The sequence below is a fragment of the Streptomyces sp. NPDC104761 genome, from assembly GCF_055583445.1.
On sequence record NZ_JBVJNZ010000009.1, the window covers coordinates 347,996 to 363,457 of the forward strand.

14 protein-coding genes are annotated in these 15,462 nt (G+C 72.6%); 5 read left to right on the forward strand and 9 right to left on the reverse strand.

What is annotated here, in order from left to right; all coding sequences use genetic code 11:
* Window positions 1–74 precede the first annotated feature (74 nt).
* The gene (locus ACZ63F_RS25560) at window positions 75–1,244 is read right to left on the reverse strand and encodes a hypothetical protein (protein WP_469713927.1); all 1,170 of its coding nucleotides are present in this window, start codon (window positions 1,242–1,244) and stop codon (window positions 75–77) included.
* 84 nt (window positions 1,245–1,328) lie between these two features.
* A complete protein-coding gene (locus ACZ63F_RS25565) occupies window positions 1,329–1,778 on the reverse strand; it encodes a hypothetical protein (protein ID WP_469713928.1) in 450 nt (149 codons plus the stop codon).
* Window positions 1,779–2,093: 315 nt separating this feature from the next.
* Here ACZ63F_RS25565 and ACZ63F_RS25570 point away from each other — a divergent pair, with 315 nt between their 5' ends.
* Window positions 2,094–2,579 (forward strand): hypothetical protein, encoded by a 486-nt coding sequence (locus tag ACZ63F_RS25570; RefSeq protein WP_469713929.1) that lies wholly within the window; start codon window positions 2,094–2,096, stop codon window positions 2,577–2,579.
* A gap of 38 nt (window positions 2,580–2,617) precedes the next feature.
* On the opposite strand, the gene ACZ63F_RS25575 is transcribed toward ACZ63F_RS25570, so the two are convergent.
* Window positions 2,618–3,634 (reverse strand): ArsR/SmtB family transcription factor, encoded by a 1,017-nt coding sequence (locus tag ACZ63F_RS25575; RefSeq protein ID WP_469713930.1) that lies wholly within the window; start codon window positions 3,632–3,634, stop codon window positions 2,618–2,620.
* Between the two features lie 274 nt (window positions 3,635–3,908).
* Here ACZ63F_RS25575 and ACZ63F_RS25580 point away from each other — a divergent pair, with 274 nt between their 5' ends.
* The 4 genes from ACZ63F_RS25580 (at window position 3,909) to ACZ63F_RS25595 (ending at window position 8,831) form a co-directional block, all read left to right on the forward strand.
* Window positions 3,909–5,555 carry a serine/threonine-protein kinase gene (locus ACZ63F_RS25580; RefSeq protein WP_469713931.1) on the forward strand — a complete coding sequence of 549 codons (1,647 nt, stop codon included), beginning with the start codon at window positions 3,909–3,911 and terminating at the stop codon, window positions 5,553–5,555.
* On the forward strand, window positions 5,552–6,253 hold the full coding sequence (locus ACZ63F_RS25585; RefSeq protein ID WP_469713932.1) for a hypothetical protein: 702 nt from the start codon (window positions 5,552–5,554) through the stop codon (window positions 6,251–6,253). The genes ACZ63F_RS25580 and ACZ63F_RS25585 overlap by 4 nt, the downstream gene beginning before the upstream one ends.
* Window positions 6,254–6,465: 212 nt before the next feature.
* Window positions 6,466–7,800, forward strand: coding sequence for a D-alanyl-D-alanine carboxypeptidase/D-alanyl-D-alanine endopeptidase (dacB, locus tag ACZ63F_RS25590; RefSeq protein ID WP_469713933.1), 1,335 nt, complete (start codon window positions 6,466–6,468; stop codon window positions 7,798–7,800).
* 320 nt (window positions 7,801–8,120) lie between these two features.
* The gene (locus ACZ63F_RS25595) at window positions 8,121–8,831 is read left to right on the forward strand and encodes a phosphatase PAP2 family protein (protein WP_469713934.1); all 711 of its coding nucleotides are present in this window, start codon (window positions 8,121–8,123) and stop codon (window positions 8,829–8,831) included.
* A 7-nt stretch (window positions 8,832–8,838) separates the two neighbouring features.
* Here ACZ63F_RS25595 and ACZ63F_RS25600 read toward each other — a convergent pair whose 3' ends face one another.
* The 6 genes from ACZ63F_RS25600 to ACZ63F_RS25625 are packed head-to-tail and all read right to left on the reverse strand — an operon-like array spanning window position 8,839 to window position 15,462.
* Window positions 8,839–10,173: a glutamate-1-semialdehyde 2,1-aminomutase gene (locus ACZ63F_RS25600; protein ID WP_469713935.1), complete on the reverse strand. Its 1,335-nt coding sequence runs from the start codon at window positions 10,171–10,173 to the stop codon at window positions 8,839–8,841.
* A 7-nt stretch (window positions 10,174–10,180) separates the two neighbouring features.
* Window positions 10,181–10,732 (reverse strand): dTDP-4-dehydrorhamnose 3,5-epimerase family protein, encoded by a 552-nt coding sequence (locus ACZ63F_RS25605; protein WP_352358663.1) that lies wholly within the window; start codon window positions 10,730–10,732, stop codon window positions 10,181–10,183.
* The gene (locus ACZ63F_RS25610) at window positions 10,729–11,961 is read right to left on the reverse strand and encodes a polysaccharide pyruvyl transferase family protein (protein ID WP_469713936.1); all 1,233 of its coding nucleotides are present in this window, start codon (window positions 11,959–11,961) and stop codon (window positions 10,729–10,731) included. Before ACZ63F_RS25610 ends, ACZ63F_RS25605 begins: the two co-directional genes overlap by 4 nt.
* Window positions 11,958–12,908 (reverse strand): glycosyltransferase family 2 protein, encoded by a 951-nt coding sequence (locus ACZ63F_RS25615; RefSeq protein ID WP_469713937.1) that lies wholly within the window; start codon window positions 12,906–12,908, stop codon window positions 11,958–11,960. Before ACZ63F_RS25615 ends, ACZ63F_RS25610 begins: the two co-directional genes overlap by 4 nt.
* Complete coding sequence (locus ACZ63F_RS25620; protein ID WP_469713938.1) at window positions 12,905–14,212, reverse strand: hypothetical protein; 1,308 nt, start codon at window positions 14,210–14,212, stop codon at window positions 12,905–12,907. Before ACZ63F_RS25620 ends, ACZ63F_RS25615 begins: the two co-directional genes overlap by 4 nt.
* The gene (locus ACZ63F_RS25625; RefSeq protein WP_469713992.1) at window positions 14,209–15,462 is read right to left on the reverse strand and encodes a DUF4910 domain-containing protein; all 1,254 of its coding nucleotides are present in this window, start codon (window positions 15,460–15,462) and stop codon (window positions 14,209–14,211) included. Before ACZ63F_RS25625 ends, ACZ63F_RS25620 begins: the two co-directional genes overlap by 4 nt.

Here is a 15,462-nt window from a genome sequence, read left to right on the forward strand (position 1 = left end):
TCCGCGGGCCGGCGCGGGCCGTCGTGGGCGGTTTCCGGCTGAATCGCCTACGACGTGCCCGGCCGGCCGGGACCTCAGCAGACGGGGACGTCGGGCAGTCTGTTGTCCGGGTAGTTGACGTAGATGTTGGTGATGTAGCCGCCGTACAGGGGGAGATAGGCCCACCAGTCGTTCGTGTACTGCCCGACGGTGACCTCCTCGCCCTGCTTCTGGCACCCGATCAGCGCGTCGACCCCGGCGGGCAGCCGGGTGAGCGCCTGTGAGCTGGTGGTCGTGTCGGCGCGCACCTGGACGTGGGAGCCCCATGTGCCGTACCACGAACCGGAGCGCGGGACGGCGCCGGGGACGTTCAGGGACCGTACCAGCGTGTCGAGGGCGCTGTACGCGGCGCCGAACGAGGTGCCCTGCGGGTGCAGGGTGAAGACGGCGACGATCGAACGGTCACCCGCGCCCACGGTTCCCGTGGTGTGCAGTGCGGGCCGGGCGAGGTCGACCCCCGCGCCGGGTGCGGTCGTGACCCGGCGGCCGGCGGCCGAGGCGGTCGTGTCGGCGCAGTCGCTGCTCTCGCCGAAGCCGGACCAGCCCTGCTTGACCGCCCACGGCTGCTGGAACGATGCCGGGATGCCGAACCGCTGGTCGAAACCGTCGACGCCGCACCGGGTGGAGGCGCGCAGGTCGCCCATGACGATGTCCCGCAGGGCGGCGGGTGCACTGTCCAGGATCCAGCGGTAGATCCGCACGGTGTCGGCCGCCGACAGGGCGGTGTAGCCCCAGTAGCCGGGGTAGTCCGCAGGCGGGCCGGCGGTGTCCGTCAGCCCCAGGCGGGGGATCATCCGGTCGATGATCGCCGAGCCACCGTCCTGGGTCCAGTAGAAGTCCGCCGCGGAGTCGTCGCTGGAGCGCAGCATGCTGTCGAGACGGGCCCGGTCGTCCGACGGCAGGCCGTAGCCGGGGCCGCGGTCCCACAGATGGTCCAGAGCGATCAGAAGCTTCACCACCGACGCGGAACGGAACTGCGTGTGGACGTCGGACTGCTCGGTGAACGTCCCGGTCCGGCGGTCGTACACGGCGATTCCGGCGGTGACGCCCGGCGGTACGTTCACCGAGGCCGTGCGCGCGGTGGTGGGTGAGGGGGTCTGGGCGCGGGCGGGTGCCGCCGTGGCGAACAGGGCGGCCATCAGGACCGACAAGGCCGCCACGAGGGCGAATCCGCCTCGCGGTCTGTGCGAGGTGCGGGGTGGCATGAGCGACTCCCTGGTTCGGACGGGGCCGAAGAGGAACGCGTCGGGGCCGGCCACCGTCGCAAGGGGCCGGCCGTGACACGCGTGTCAGCAGTTGCGGACGGACCAGACGGGGTCCCAGTTCTGGTCACCCACCTGCGGCGGGGAGAAGGCGCGCAGCACGTTCCCGTTGGCGTCGTAGAGGTAGGAAGTGACCGACCCGGTCTGCTTGTTGAGGTAGTAGCCGTTGCCGTACCAGTTGGACAGGTAGTAGCGGTTGCAGTTGTAGAGGTAGAAGATCTTCCACTTGGACACGGTCGGATCCCACACCTCGAGGCAGAGGTTCCCCGGTCCACAGGTGAACGTCTGGTCGTCCGTGCGGTAGCTGACGGTGGTGGACGGAGAGATCGTCGGGGACACGGCGGCCGCGGCCTGTGCGTGGTTACTGGTACGAGGGCCGGAGGCGGGTGCCGCCTGTGCCGGACCGGTGGCGAAGACGGCCGTCAGCGTGCAGGCCAGCACGCCGATGATGCCGAGCAGCGAGCGCTTCGCGCGCATGGATGAGACCTCCGTCGGGACGACAGCGGGACATCTGGGACAGCGGCACGGAACGTGCCCTGGCGCCGACGATCGCCGATCGCGCGGGCCCGGCAGAAGCCTTTCGAACGTCCTCGAAAGGCCGCTGCCCCCGGACACCGCCGCATCATGCCCACCGGCGGCCAACTGCCGCAGGCCGCAGGCCCGTTGAGGCGTGATCGGCCCACAGGACGGCATCGGTGCGGCCCGTGGGCGGCGTTGACGTCGCCCGTACCGGACGTCACCGTGGTCCGGCCACGCACAACATCGCCATCCCGGACGGGAGACCGCCGAACCGTGCCTACCAAGCGCTCACTTGTCGGACTGTGCGCCGCCCTCGCGATGGGGGCGGCCCTCCTCGCCACCGGAACCGCGCAGGCCGCCCCGGCCTCGCACGGCGCCTTCCACGGTCACGCCATGACCATGTCCGCGGCGCCGAAGACGGGCCGCCCTGCACCGCTCCTGGCTGTCGCCCCCTCCGCTTCTCCGGCCGTCCGCACGGCCTACGCCGGTTCCGGCGGGGGCGTGTACTGCCAGAGCGGCTACTTCTGCGCCTCGGTCTGGGATCCGACGGCCGGCAAGTTCAAGATCTTCTTCTTCTACTCCTGCAACCGCTACACCCTCTCGAACTGGATCGACTGGGCCGAGGCCCAGAACAGCCAGACCGGAGGTGCCGTCGCCGGTCTCTACGGCTCCGGAGGCGGTCTGCTGCAGACCATCCCGGCCGACAACGCGGTCTACGCCGTCAACTGGTCACCGGTGTACTCGATCCGCAACTGCTGAGCCGGACGGCCTCCGCGGCCCGGCGCACCGGGCAGGACTCAGGGACCGTAGGCCGGATCAGTCTCAGTCCGTCGTCCGGTGTCCGCGCCCAGCAGCCGGTGACCCACGGACGTCACCGAGTGCCGTACGAACTGGCCCTCCCGGTGGCTCGCCACCAGTCCTCCGTCCCGCAGGACGGCGAGCTGGTAGCTGGCGCTGGGAAGGGCGATGCCCACGGCCTGGGCCACCTCGGACGTGGTGCGGGTGCGGCCACGTGCCACCTGCACCAGCACGGTGGCCCGGGTACGGCCCAGCAGCCGCTCCAGACCGCCACCCTCGGGGGCCGCCGTCTCCAAGGGCCGTACGGCGACCGGATGGACGAGGACCGGCCCGAGGGTGGGATCGGCGAGCGCGGTGGGCCTGCGCCAGCAGAAGTAGGAGGGCAGGAGCAGCAGGCCCCGGCCCTCCAGACGCAGGTCCCGGTCGACGGGGTAGTCCACCTCCAGCACGGGGGGATGCCAGCGGGCGAACGGGAGACTCTCCAGCAGAGCGCGGACACCGCCGTCCAGGAGGGTGCGGGCCCGCAGGTCGACCTCGTCCTGCACGGCCCTGCGAACCTGGCCCCACCGCGGTTCGAGCAGAGCCTTGGAGGAGACCTCCAACGCCCTGACCAGCGATGCCATACCGCGGTCTCCCGGCCTGCCGAGCGCCGTCGTCCACGCCGGGAGACGGCGGGCGCCGGCGAGTATGCCCAGCTCCTGCTGCAGACGGCGGCGGGGCGTCGCGCGTACCTGTACGAGGGCGGCGGGCAGGCCCTCGTCCGGGACGGACGGGGTGAGGAAGTCGGGGATGTAGCCGACGGGCGGGACGAGCGTACCCAGCAGGCGCAGTGCACGGCGCGCCTCCAGGTCCCGTACCGTCCGCTCCAGGACGTTGCGGCGCCATGCCCCGAACTCGAGCGGCCCCTGATTCGTGACCAGCCGGCAGGCGGCGCAGACGAGTTCCCACAGCGGATCGGGACGCCGGGCCACACGGATGCTCTGTAAGTCGAGCGGCGTGAAGTGGATGCGGAGCATGCAGGCCTCTTTCGTGGTGGTGGGGGGTTGGCCGAGGCGATGCGCGACAGACAAGGGTCGGCGAAGCGGTACGGGTCATCCATGGGGACGAGTGGCGATCGCCCTTGGTTGACTGTGTTCTCGCCACCGGCAGGCCCGACCGCTCACGCCGACGACGGGGGAACGGCTTTGTCCTGTTCCGCAACCGCCATGGCCGAAAAAGTGTCTCTCAACGCGTGGTCCAGCCGCCTCGGGAGTCGGTCGGGCGGGGCGGCACGGCGTCTGGGGGGATGACGTGAGCACATGGGTGGTACCCGGATACACCGAGTCTCTCGAACTCGGCTCGGGCGCGAGCGGCCGCGTCGTGCTGGCCGTGCACGCGGACACCGGCGTACGGGTCGCGGTGAAGTACCTCAGCGAGTCCCTGCGCACGCGGCCGGGTTTCGTGCACGACTTCCGGGCGGAGGCGCGCCTGCTCGGCGGACTGCAGAGCCTGTACGTGGCCGGCCTGTACGAGTACGTGGAGAGCCCGCAGGGCGCCGCCATCGTCATGGAACTGGTGGACGGTGTCTCGTTGCGGACGCTGCTGACCCGTCAGGGGCCACTCGGTCCCGAGGCCGCGCTCGTCCTTCTCAAGGGATCGCTGCTCGGGCTCGCCGACGCACACCGCGTCGGCGTCGTCCACCGCGACTACAAGCCGGAGAACGTCCTGGTCGGGACGGACGGATCGTCCAAGCTCGTCGACTTCGGCATCGCGGTGGACGCCGGCACCAGCGCGGGTGTGGCCGGGACCCCGTCCTACATGGCCCCCGAGCAGTGGACCGGGGCCCCCGCCTCCTGCGCCGCGGACGTGTACGCGGCCACGGCCACCTTCTTCGAGTGCCTGACGGGGCACAAGCCGTACTCGGGCGACAACATCGCCGAACTGGCCCTGCGGCACGTCGACGCCCCCGTCCCCGTGGAGGAGGTCCCCGAGGCGGTGCGCGAGCTCGTCCGTCGCGGTCTGGCCAAGGAACCGGGCCGGCGGCCGGCGCAGGCCGAGGCGTTCGTGACGGAACTGGAGGCGATCGCCGGCGCCGGCTACGGGGCCGACTGGGAGGAACGCGGCCGCGCCCGGCTCGCCGCCCTGGTGGCCCTTCTGGCGCTGCTGCTGCCCTCGGCCCGCTCCCCCCGGTCCACCACGGACACCGCACGTACCGTCCTGAGTCGGGCACCACGCCCTGACTGGGCCCGGTCATGGCGACCTGGCCGACCCGGCATGCTCGTCTCGGGCGTTGCCCTACTCCTGGGCCTCCTGCTCACCTACGGAATGCATCACGCTTCGGCAGGTGCCGGCGAGCCGGCCGCCGACGCCCTGGCCACCACCACGGCCCGGGCCGGCACCGAAGCGGCGCCGTCCACCGCCCCGCCCACGGCGCCCACCCCGTCAGGCGACCTGTCGCCGACACCCGGTGTCTCCCCCTCGGACCCGTCGGCCACCCCGACCGGTCGGCCCTCCGCCCCCGCCACCGGCTCACCCACGCAGTCGACGACCCCCAGCGAGGCGACCACGCCCAGCGGGGCGACCACGTCCACGCCGGCAACACCGACGACCGCCTCCTCCCCGCCTGTCGCTCCCGCCGTCAAGAACGTCGCGGTATCGGCCTTCCGGCAGACGGGCCCCACGACCTCCACCGCGACCATCACCGTCACCACCGACGGCAGCGGGCCGATCTCCGTCACCGTCTCGTGGTTCACGGACAACGCGAGCGGAGGGGCCGGCTCCCCCGACGGTGCGTCACAGACCTTCGAGCGCAGCGGAGCCACCCAGTACACGATCCCCGTCGACCACACCTTCCAGAACGACGGCTGCTACTGGACGGTCCGGGCCACCACCACTCCGGCGCCGGCTTCCGGCGGCGCCTCGCAGCAGATCCTGACCAGGCAGTGTGAGATCGGATGACCGCTCAGAGCGACGACACGCCCACGCCGGCGGTGCCGGGTGAGGAGCCCACGCGGGCGCTCGCACCCGCCGACCCGCCCGCCGGCCCCGACAGCGAGTACAGCGCCACCGTGCTGGCCAGCCACTGGATCCAGCGCCCCGAAACGGACGACACCCTCGTCGAACCGGTCCCGGCGAGCGCCTCCCCGGCCCGTCCCGACCGCGTCGAGGGCAGCGTGCTGCGTTTCGGCCCCGGTGTGACGGCCGCCCTCGCGCACCGCACCGTCCAGACACGTCCCGCCACGTCGTCGGCTCCCGCCCCCTCCGGCCGGAGGCTGCGCAAGAACGCCCTCCCGGCGCTGCTGGTGGTGGCCGTCCTCGCCTTCCTGGCCTGGCAGCGCTTCGGGCAGTCCGTGGCGGTCACCCAGGTTGCCGTCACGGCGAGGCCGTCGGTTCTGGGATGCGACGGCACCGCGGACATCGTCGGCCTGGTCACCACCAACGGCCGTCCCGGCACCCTCTCCTACCGGTGGGTCCGAAGCGACGGCACCGCGTCCGGCGTCCTGCACGAGGTGATGGTCCGGGGGGAGCGACACGCGCGCCTGCACCTTCGATGGACCTACCAGGGACCGGGCCACCGTGCGGCACGGGCGGAACTGCGCATCCTGTCCCCCGGCCACCGGGCGGCCGCCGCCCGCTTCTCCTACGACTGTCCCTGACGGCCGACTACGACCGTCCCTGAGGGCCGACCGGGATCGTCGGCCAGGTGCCCGTGCAAGCCGGAGGACGAAAGGCGCCCCGTCTCGCCAGGAGGCGGGGCGCCCTTGTGTTGCGGCGGAAGAACCGGATCACGGCTGTAGCTTTCTCTCTTGAGAACTCCGGATTCATCTGCCAACTCCACTTGTTCCACGAGCACTTCGACGAGGTTCGCATGTCCAACCCCCCATCCTCCGTCCGTACGGCCGACCGTCGCGGCAGGGCCGGAACCCGCCACGCCGCGCTCCGCCGGGCGGCGGTCGTCGCCGTGACCGCGCCCATCGCCGGGACGCTCCTGTTCGGCACGAGCGCCTTCGCCGCCGACGAGACCGCCTCCCCTGCCACGGCCACGGCACTCGACCCCGCCGAACAGAAGATCGCGGACAATCTCGACACCCGTGTGAAGGACACCCGTCTCGGCTCCACGCTGAGCGGCGTCGTCATCGACGCCACGTCCGAAAAAGCCGTCTGGGGCCACGACGCGAGCACCGCGCTGATGCCCGCGTCCAACACCAAACTCGGCACCGCCACCGCCGCGTTGACGGTGCTCGGCCCCGACCACCGGTTCACCACCAGAGCCGTCTACGGCAACGGCACGCTCACCCTCGTCGGCGGCGGCGACCGCACCCTGACCGGCGCCGACCTCGAGGCGATGGCGACAACCGCCGTCGCGGGACTCAGGAGCGCGGGTCTCACCTCGGTCAAGGTCCAGGTCGACGACAGCCTCTTCCCCGAGCCGACGCTCGCGACCGGCTGGAACGACGGCTACTACCCGGACTCCGTGGCACCGGTACGGGCTCTGGTGGTCGACGGCCACCAGGTCACGGACACCTCCCTGGACGCGGGCCAGGTCTTCGCCGGGTTCCTCGCCCAGCAAGGCGTCACCGTCACGGGCGGCGTCACCCACGGCTCGGCCGGCACGGGCGACGTGCCGGTAGCCCAGCACCGGTCCGGACCCCTGTCCGCCATCGTGGAGCACATGCTCAAGGTGAGTGACAACGATATCGCCGAGACCCTGCTGCGGATGACCGCGATCGGCGCCGGCCGACAGCCGACCTTCGAGGACGGCACGGCGGCCGTACGCGAGGTGCTCCGCGGGTACGGCATCTCGCTGGACAACTACGAGATCCACGACGGCAGCGGTCTGTCCCGCGCCAACCGTATCCCGGCACGGACCATCGCCGACATCCTCGACGTCGCCGACGACGCCCGCAACGCGGGGACCCTCGCGTCCATCGTCGAGGGCCTCCCCGTCGCCGGAGAGGCGGGCTCCACCCTGGGGCCCGAATGGGGACGCTTCGACACCGCGGACTCGCAGTGCGCCGTCGGCAAGGTCCGGGCGAAGACGGGCACGCTCACCGGTGCGATCGCACTGAGCGGGCTGACCAGGGCCAAGGACGGACGCTGGAAGATCTTCTCCTTCATCGAGAACAACTCCCCCGCCGATCCGGCCGCCACCAAGGACGCCCTCGACGGCCTGGCAGCCACGGTCAACGGCTGCTGGGCATAAGGCCGGACACCCGCACGTGCCGGCGCGAGGCCGCACACGGGGAGTGGGGGCACGGGGCCGCTCGGGCTGCTGAGGTTCGGCGACGCACCGGTGCTGCTCGGCGCCGGACCGACCCGGCCGGCGGCGCTCGACCGGGTCCTCGGCGGCGCGCCGAACCTGGCGACCGGCGGGAGCCGCGGCACCGTGACCGGGACGGCCGACGCCGGCGGCCGTGCCCTCGGACCCGACCGGCTCGAACCGTGCCCCCGGTCCGGCCACCGGTTCGGCGCCGGGCGGCTATGGTCGCTGAGGGGGCGTTCGGACATGACGGGGGGCTCACGGTGCATCGTCCGGCAGGCGCGGACCCGGAGATCGGTCCGGCCCGGTCCGCGTCGCGCGCGCTGTTGCCCCGGTCGCTGCGCGCGTGGCTGGGCCCGGTCGCGGCGTTCGCCGCGCTGGTGGTCGTCGTCCTCGGGGTCCGTTACGCCGGGCACAGCGAGCCGGGCGGGGTGGACCGGTGGCTCGTCCCGCCGACGGCGGACAGTGTGCGGGGGCCGTGGCGGCATGTCGCCCTGGCCCTGGACTTCCTGGGGGAACCCGCGGGGTCGGTGCTGGTGGTCGTGGCCGGGGTGGCGGGCTGCCTGCTGTTGCGGCGGCCCCGCGCGGCGGTGCTCGTCGCCGTCGGGTCCGGCCTGACCGTGGGGACGACCACGCTGCTCAAGCACGTGGTGGGGCGCACCATCCACGGTCCGGGCAATCTGTCCTACCCGAGCGGCCACACGGCCTTCTTCACCGCGCTCGCCCTGATGGCGGCGCTGCTCGCGGCCGGCCGGCTCGGCCTCGGCAGGACGGCCGGCCTGTCCCTCGTGCTCGGCGCGGCGCTGGCCGCCGGCGCCACCATGGGCTGGGCCGAGGTCGGCCTGGGCGCCCACTACCCGACCGACGCCCTCGGCGGCTGGTGCACCGCGCTGGTGGTGACGCCGGCGACCGCCTGGCTGGTCGACCGGACGGCCGACCGGAGCGCCGCGCACAGGCCCGGCACGGCACGCTGACGGCACGTCACGCCAGGCGGCGGAACACGGGCTTCACCGGTCGCCCGCCCAGCCAGGCGGTGGGGTTGGCGGTGTCCAGCGCCTTCCGGTACACCGCACAGGCCTCGGCCACCACGTCGACGGTGCGGTCGATGTCCGCGTCGTCGAGTGCGCTGCTCACCACGAACGACGGGGCGAGCACCCCGCCGGCGAGGAGCCGGCGCAGGAACAGCGTGCGGTACTCCTGCGACGGCTGCAGGTTCTCGTCGAGGGTGGCGAAGACCAGGTTGCTGGCCCGGCCCCGGACCACGACGTGGTCGCCGACGCCCATGGCGGCCGCGGCGTCGCGGACACCGGCGGCCAGCCGCTCGCCGAGGGCGTGCAGGCGCGCCGTGACGCCCTCCTCGACGTAGGTGGCCTGCACCGCCATCGCGGCCGCCAGCGAGTGGGTTTCCGCACCGTGGGTGGTGGACAGCAGGAACACCCGGTCGCCGGAGCCGCGCAGTCCGCCGCGCTCCATCAGGTCACGGCGCCCGGCCAGCGCGGAGACGGCGAATCCGTTGCCGAGCGCCTTGCCGAACGTGGAGAGGTCGGGGACCACGCCGTACAGGCCCTGGGCGCCTGCCTCGGACCAGCGGAAGCCGGTGATCATCTCGTCGAAGACCAGGACGCAGCCGTGCCGGTCGGCCAGGTCGCGCAGGCCGGCGAGGTACCCGGGCGGCGGCTCGGTCTGGGTGGCGGGTTCGAGGATCAGGCAGGCGATCTCGTCCTGGTACCGGGTGAGCAGTTCCTCCGCGGCGGCCAGGTCGCCGTAGGGGAAGGACACGGTCAGCTCGGTGGTCGCCGCGGGGATGCCGGCGTTCATCGGTGTGGTGCCGATGAACCAGTCGTCGACGGAGAAGAACGGGTGGTCCGCGCAGAGGGCCACCCGTGGGCGCCCGGTGACGGCGCGGGCCAGGCGCACCGCGGCGGTGGTGGCGTCGGAGCCGTTCTTCGCGAACTTCACCATGTCGGCGGTCGGCACGGTGGCCAGGAAGCGTTCGGCGGCCTCGACCTCGACGATGGACGGCCGGACGAAGTTGCTGCCCCGGTCGAGTTCCCGCCGTACCGCCTCGGTCACGCGCGGGTGGGCGTGGCCGAGGCTGACCGACCGCAGGCCGGAGCCGTACTCGATGTAGCGGTTGCCGTCGACGTCCCACACGTGGGCACCGCTGCCGTGGCTGATGACCGGTGCCAGGTTCTCGGGGTACTGGTCGTCGCCCTTGGCGTAGGTGTGCGCGCCTCCCGGGATCAGGGCGTGCAGCCGCTCGTTGGCCTGCCGCGAGCGGGACAGGAGGAAACCCTCGGTGTCTTGGGTGTGCACGCCGACCTCATCTTTCTCGGTGCTTCAGGACCTCGGCGAGGCTCGGCGCCTCCCGGTCCCGTCGGGACATCGACGTGGCCGGCAGTGGCCAGGGAATGGCGAGTTCCGGGTCGTCGAAGGCGATCGTCACGTCCTCGGACGGATCGTGCTCACGGTCAATACGGTAAGAGGTGTCCGCGATTTCGGTAAGAGCCTGGAAGCCGTGCGCACATCCCGCAGGGATGTACACGGTCTTCTGCGTCTCGCCGGACAACTCGAAGAAGGCACGGCCCAGGTACGTCGGCGAGTCCGGCCGCAGGTCCACGACGACGTCGAAGATCTGCCCGTACGAGCACCGCACCAGCTTGGCCTCGCCGGCGCCGGAGCGCAGGTGCAGGCCGCGCAGCACGCCGCGGACGGAGCGGGACACGCTGTCCTGGACGAAGGCGTCCGGGTCCAGGCCCACCGAGCGGACCACGCCGGCGTCGAAGGTGCGGCAGAAGAAGCCGCGTTCGTCGGCGTACGGGGTCGGCTCGAAGAGGTACGCGCCGGCGATCTCCGGGACTTCGGTCGCTTTCATGAAGCCTTCCGTGGGGCGTGGGCGTGGTCGTTCGCCGGGAACAGGGTCGTGGTCAAGGCGGTGAACTGGTGGGTGAGTTGCTCCGCGGCGACCCGGTTCCGCTCGGCGAGGGTCTGCCGTAGCTCCGCCGCGTGCTTCTCCAGGTCCCGGAACTGTTCGAGGAGCCGGTCGGCGTCGACCTCGCGAGCCGGGTGACGGTACGCGCCCAGACCCATCCGGTCCATGAGCGCGTCGCTCTTCGCCGCGTAGCAGAGGGCGAGCACGGGCGTTCCGGTCTTCAGCGCGCAGATCAAGTTGTGGTAGCGGACGGCCACCACGGTGTCGGCGGCTGCCATCTCGTTCATCAGGTCGGCCAGGGAGGCCGGTTCGGCCGCGGTGACCAGCGGTGAGTCGACCGCGTCGAGGATGGCGGCGACCACCGCCAGATCGCACTGGTCGCCGGTGAGGAGCCGCACGGGCCTGCCCTCCTCGACCAGCGTGCGGACGAACCTGATCGTCCCGTCGAGGTAGCGCCGGTAGATCTCCTCGGCCCGGGCGCGGTCGTCGTTGCCGCCGTGGAAGTCCATGACGCCGAGGCAGACGAGGCCCGGTGTGCCGGTGGGCGCGCTCGCCCGGGGTGCCGGGAGGGAGAACGCGAGGTCGGGGTAGACCTCGTCGCGCCCGGTGTCCACGCCCATCGCCCGCATCGCGTCCCGGGACTGGCCGTCCCGGTAGGACCGGTACGCGGCCAGCCGTGCCGACCAGCGCACCAGGGCCCGGGTGGGCCGGTTGCGGATCTCGGCGGCGCCGACGCTGACCAGCGCGACCCGGGTGCCGGTCAGCCGGCCGCTCGCGCACAGCAGGAACAGCGAGTACGGGAAGCCCCAGGGCCGCAGCGGCAGGGTGGCCTCCAGGACGCCCATGCCCGGCACGATCACCACGTCGTGCCGGCGCACCCAGGCCGCGGTGCGGAAGACGTCGACGAGTTTGCCGAGCCCCTTCGAGGCGATCGCGCCGGCACGGGACGCGGTCCGGTACTCCGCGCGGTTCCAGTGCAGGCGGGTGGCGGGGATCCCGAACCGGGCGGTCACGGCCTCGGGCCCGCCGCACAGCGCGTCCACGACCGCCTCCGGGTGCTCGGCGCGCAGGTACCCGAGGACGGCTTCGAGGGAGCCGTCGTTGCCGAGGTTGCCGGAGCCGAGCAGGCCGAAGACCCCGACGCGCACGGGAGTTGCGTCCGTGGAGGTCATGCGTGCCTCCTGCCCTCACGGCCGGCGACGAGGTCGTCGACGGAGACCGTGAGCAGGGCCGGGTCGACCGGGGCACGGTCCTCGACCCGCTCGCCGGCGTTCGGCCGGACCCGGCTGGTCATCCAGGCGGCCAGGTGGCGGTAGCACTCCCGCCGGTCGGCGGCGGACAGCGGCGCCCGCCGGATCGCCGAGGCGAAGCCCCAGACGTACTCGGCGAGCAGCCGGGGCGTCGGGTGCAGCAGGCCTGCCCGGCGCGGGTCCAGGTTGACGCACCGGGAGCGCTTGGACGGGTTCGCCCGCTCGGCACGGGTGGGGTGGTCGCGGCGGAAGTACAGCAGTTCCGGCACCTGGTGGAAGCGCCCGTGCAGGGTGATCTCGGCGACGAAGGTGCGGTCGGCGTGGTGATAGCTGTCCATGGGCTTCACCCGGCGCAGCACGTCGGCGCGCATCACCCCGTAGAAGTCGTCGCCGCCCGGCTCGAACAGCAGGCTGCGGAAGCGCTCCGGGGCGTGCGGCGAGCCGGTGGCGAGCGTGTACTCGTAGGGGACGGTCACCTGCCCGTCGCCGTCGATGACCGCCTGGTCGGTGTGCGCGAGGATGACGTCGGGCCGCTCGTCCAGCGCCTCCACGCAGCGCCGGATCAGGTCGCGGCCGTAGAGGTCGTCGTGCGAGGCCCACTTGAACAGTTCGCCGCGGGACTCGGCGAAGACGTGGTTGTGGTTCGGGGTGGCACCGATGTTCCGGGGCAGCCGGTGGTAGCGGATGCGGGAGTCCTGCGCGGCGTACTTGCGGCAGATGTCCTCGGTCCCGTCGGTCGAGGCGTTGTCGGAGACGACCAGTTCGAAGTCCTCGTAGGTCTGGCCGAGCAGGGCGTCGAACGACTCGGCCAGGTACTCCTCGCCGTTGTACACGGGCAGGCCGATGCTCAGCCTGGGTCGGTCGGTCATGCGGTCCTCACTTCGGGGATGGGATGGCGGTGGCGCTCGCGCAGCGCGGACCGCAGCTGCAGCCACCACACGGCCGAGCCGCTGAGGGTCGCCGCGGCGACGCCCCAGGCCGAGCCGGCCGTGCCCGCGACGGCCGCGCCGCCGAGCCCGCCGCCGACGTAGCAGGCGGAGGCGAACAACTGGCAGCGCAGGCTGCGCCGGGCCGCGCCGAGCGCGCGCAGTCCGGCCGCCGCGCCGGTGCCGAGGCCCGCTCCCGCGACGCTGAGGGTGATCTGCACGAGGAGGTGCGAGGAGGAGTGCCAGACGTCGCCGAGCGCCAGGTCGCCGAGCCGGTCGGGCATCAGCAGCAGCGCCGAGCCCCAGAGCAGTGCGCCGGCGGCCTGTCCCCCGCCCAGGAGCAGGCAGAACCTGCCCAGTTGGTGCGGGGCCCGCCGCAGCACCCGGGCCGCCTCCGGGACGGTGACCAGCGAGAGCCCCATCAGCACCGCGAGGAACGGCCCCATCAGGAGTTCCGCGCCCCGCACCGCGCCCACCGCGCCGACCCCGACGATCACGCCGAGCCCGTACGCCCGCACCTGGCTGGCGCCGCTGAGGCTGACGTTCTCGACCAGGTACCGGTAGCCGAGGTCGCGTTGTTCGCGCAGCCAGCCGCGGGCCTCGGCCGGCCGGGGCCGGATGCCGGACTGGAGGTATCCGTAGCCCGCGGCCACCGTGGCGGACGCGCCCCAGGCGAGCACGAAGGCGGCCACGGTGTCCACGTGGGCCGCCACGACCATGGCGGGGACGAGGGCGACGCCCCACACGACGTCGTTGACGAACGCCTTCCGCCCGGCGCCGGCGGCGAAGAACGCGAACCGCCAGGCGTCCTGGAGCAGCAGCCCCGGCAGCAGGACACCGAGGGCGGCGAACGCGGGCCCCACCCGGCCGCCGAGGCCGAGCCCGGCCGCCAGGCACACCACGCCGAGGGCCGAGCCGACGCCGAGCGCGGTGCCCGTCGACCGGGCCACCGCACCGCGCCAGACCGCCTCCGGCACCCCGCTGAAGCGCACCGTGAGCGGGTCGGTGGCGAGGCCCCGGGAGACGTTGAGCACCACGCCGTAGGTCACCCAGGCCAGGCTGAACACGCCGAATGCGGACACCCCGAGCGAGCGGGCCACGTAGAGGCCCACCGCGAAGTTGCTGATGCTGGAGGCCGCCTGGTCGGCAAGGCCCCAGGACAGCCTGCCGACCAGGGCCCGTCTGGCGGACCCGGCCGGTGGTGCCGTCTGCTGCTGGTTCTCCCCCTGGACGGTCATGGGCGTCATTCCTTGACCAGGTCGGCGCCGCGCAGGGCGTCGGCCGCGGCGGCCACGGTGTCGAACGGCAGGCCGGACCGCTCGGCGACGTCCAGCAGACTGTGCTCGCCGTCGGAGAGGCTGAGCACCCAGAGCATGGCCATCTGGGCCTGCTTGGTGTCGCTGCGGCCGCCGAGCGCGTCGTACAGCCCGCGCCGGCCCAGCTGCGGCTCGCCGTAGGGACTGAGGTTCACGTACCGCCGGTTGCGGTCGAGGACGGCGAACGCCTCGCGGCAGACGGCGAGGGTGTCCGCCATCGCCGCCGGGGAGACGAAGTCCAGGTTGTCCGCCGAGGTGTGGTACTCGGGGTAGCCGGCGTACGGGGTCCGGGTGAGCGAGCCCACGCCCAGGTTGAACCCGGGTGAGCAGAACTGCCGCTCGTCGTAGCCGTACGGGGTGAACTCGGTGATGCGGTGCGGGCGTTCGGACGCGGTCAGCACGTGCTGCAGCACCCGGTCGATCTCCGCGTCGCCGCGCCTGCTCTGCTTGTACGTCAGTCGGCCCGGGTCTCCGGCGCAGGCCAGCACGAGGCCGTGCCTGACCCGGTCGACCCGTTCCGCGTTGCGGGCCAGCCAGGTGATCGCCCCGATGGTGCCGGGGGCGAACAGGAACCGGTAGGTGTAGTAGGTGGGTTGTTCGGCGAGGGCGCGGGCCAGGTACGTCGCCACCGCGATGCCGGCCAGGTTGTCATTGGCCAGCGACGGGTGGCAGACGTGGCAGGAGACGATGACCTCGTCGGGGACCTGGCCGGGGACCACGTACTCGGCGTAGGTGAGGTGGCCGTCGGCGATCGTGGAGTCGATGCGGACCTCGTAGTCGCCGTCGGGCATGGCGTCCAGGGTCTCCTGGGCCAGGCAGAACCCCCAGTCCGGCTTGTAGTAGCTGGTGCGGTAGGGCACCCATGACGGGTGCTCCGGCAGCGTGTGCAGGTGGGGGCGCAGCTCGGCGAGGGGCATGGTCGCCGACACCGGGACGCTGTAGCCGAGCACGTGCAGGCTGGACGCGGCGAAGTCGACGACCCGCCGGCCGGCGCCGTCGGCGATGTAGGCGTCCCGGATGTTCCACTCCTGCGGCACCGTCCAGTCGAGCACCTGCGTGCCGGTCGGCACCTCGTGCACCTGCAGCGGGATGTACTCCCCGACGATGTCCAGGGTGGCGCGCACACCGTCGCCGGTGATGCTCCGGCAGAGCGGGTACATCCGCTCCACCAGGGCGTACAT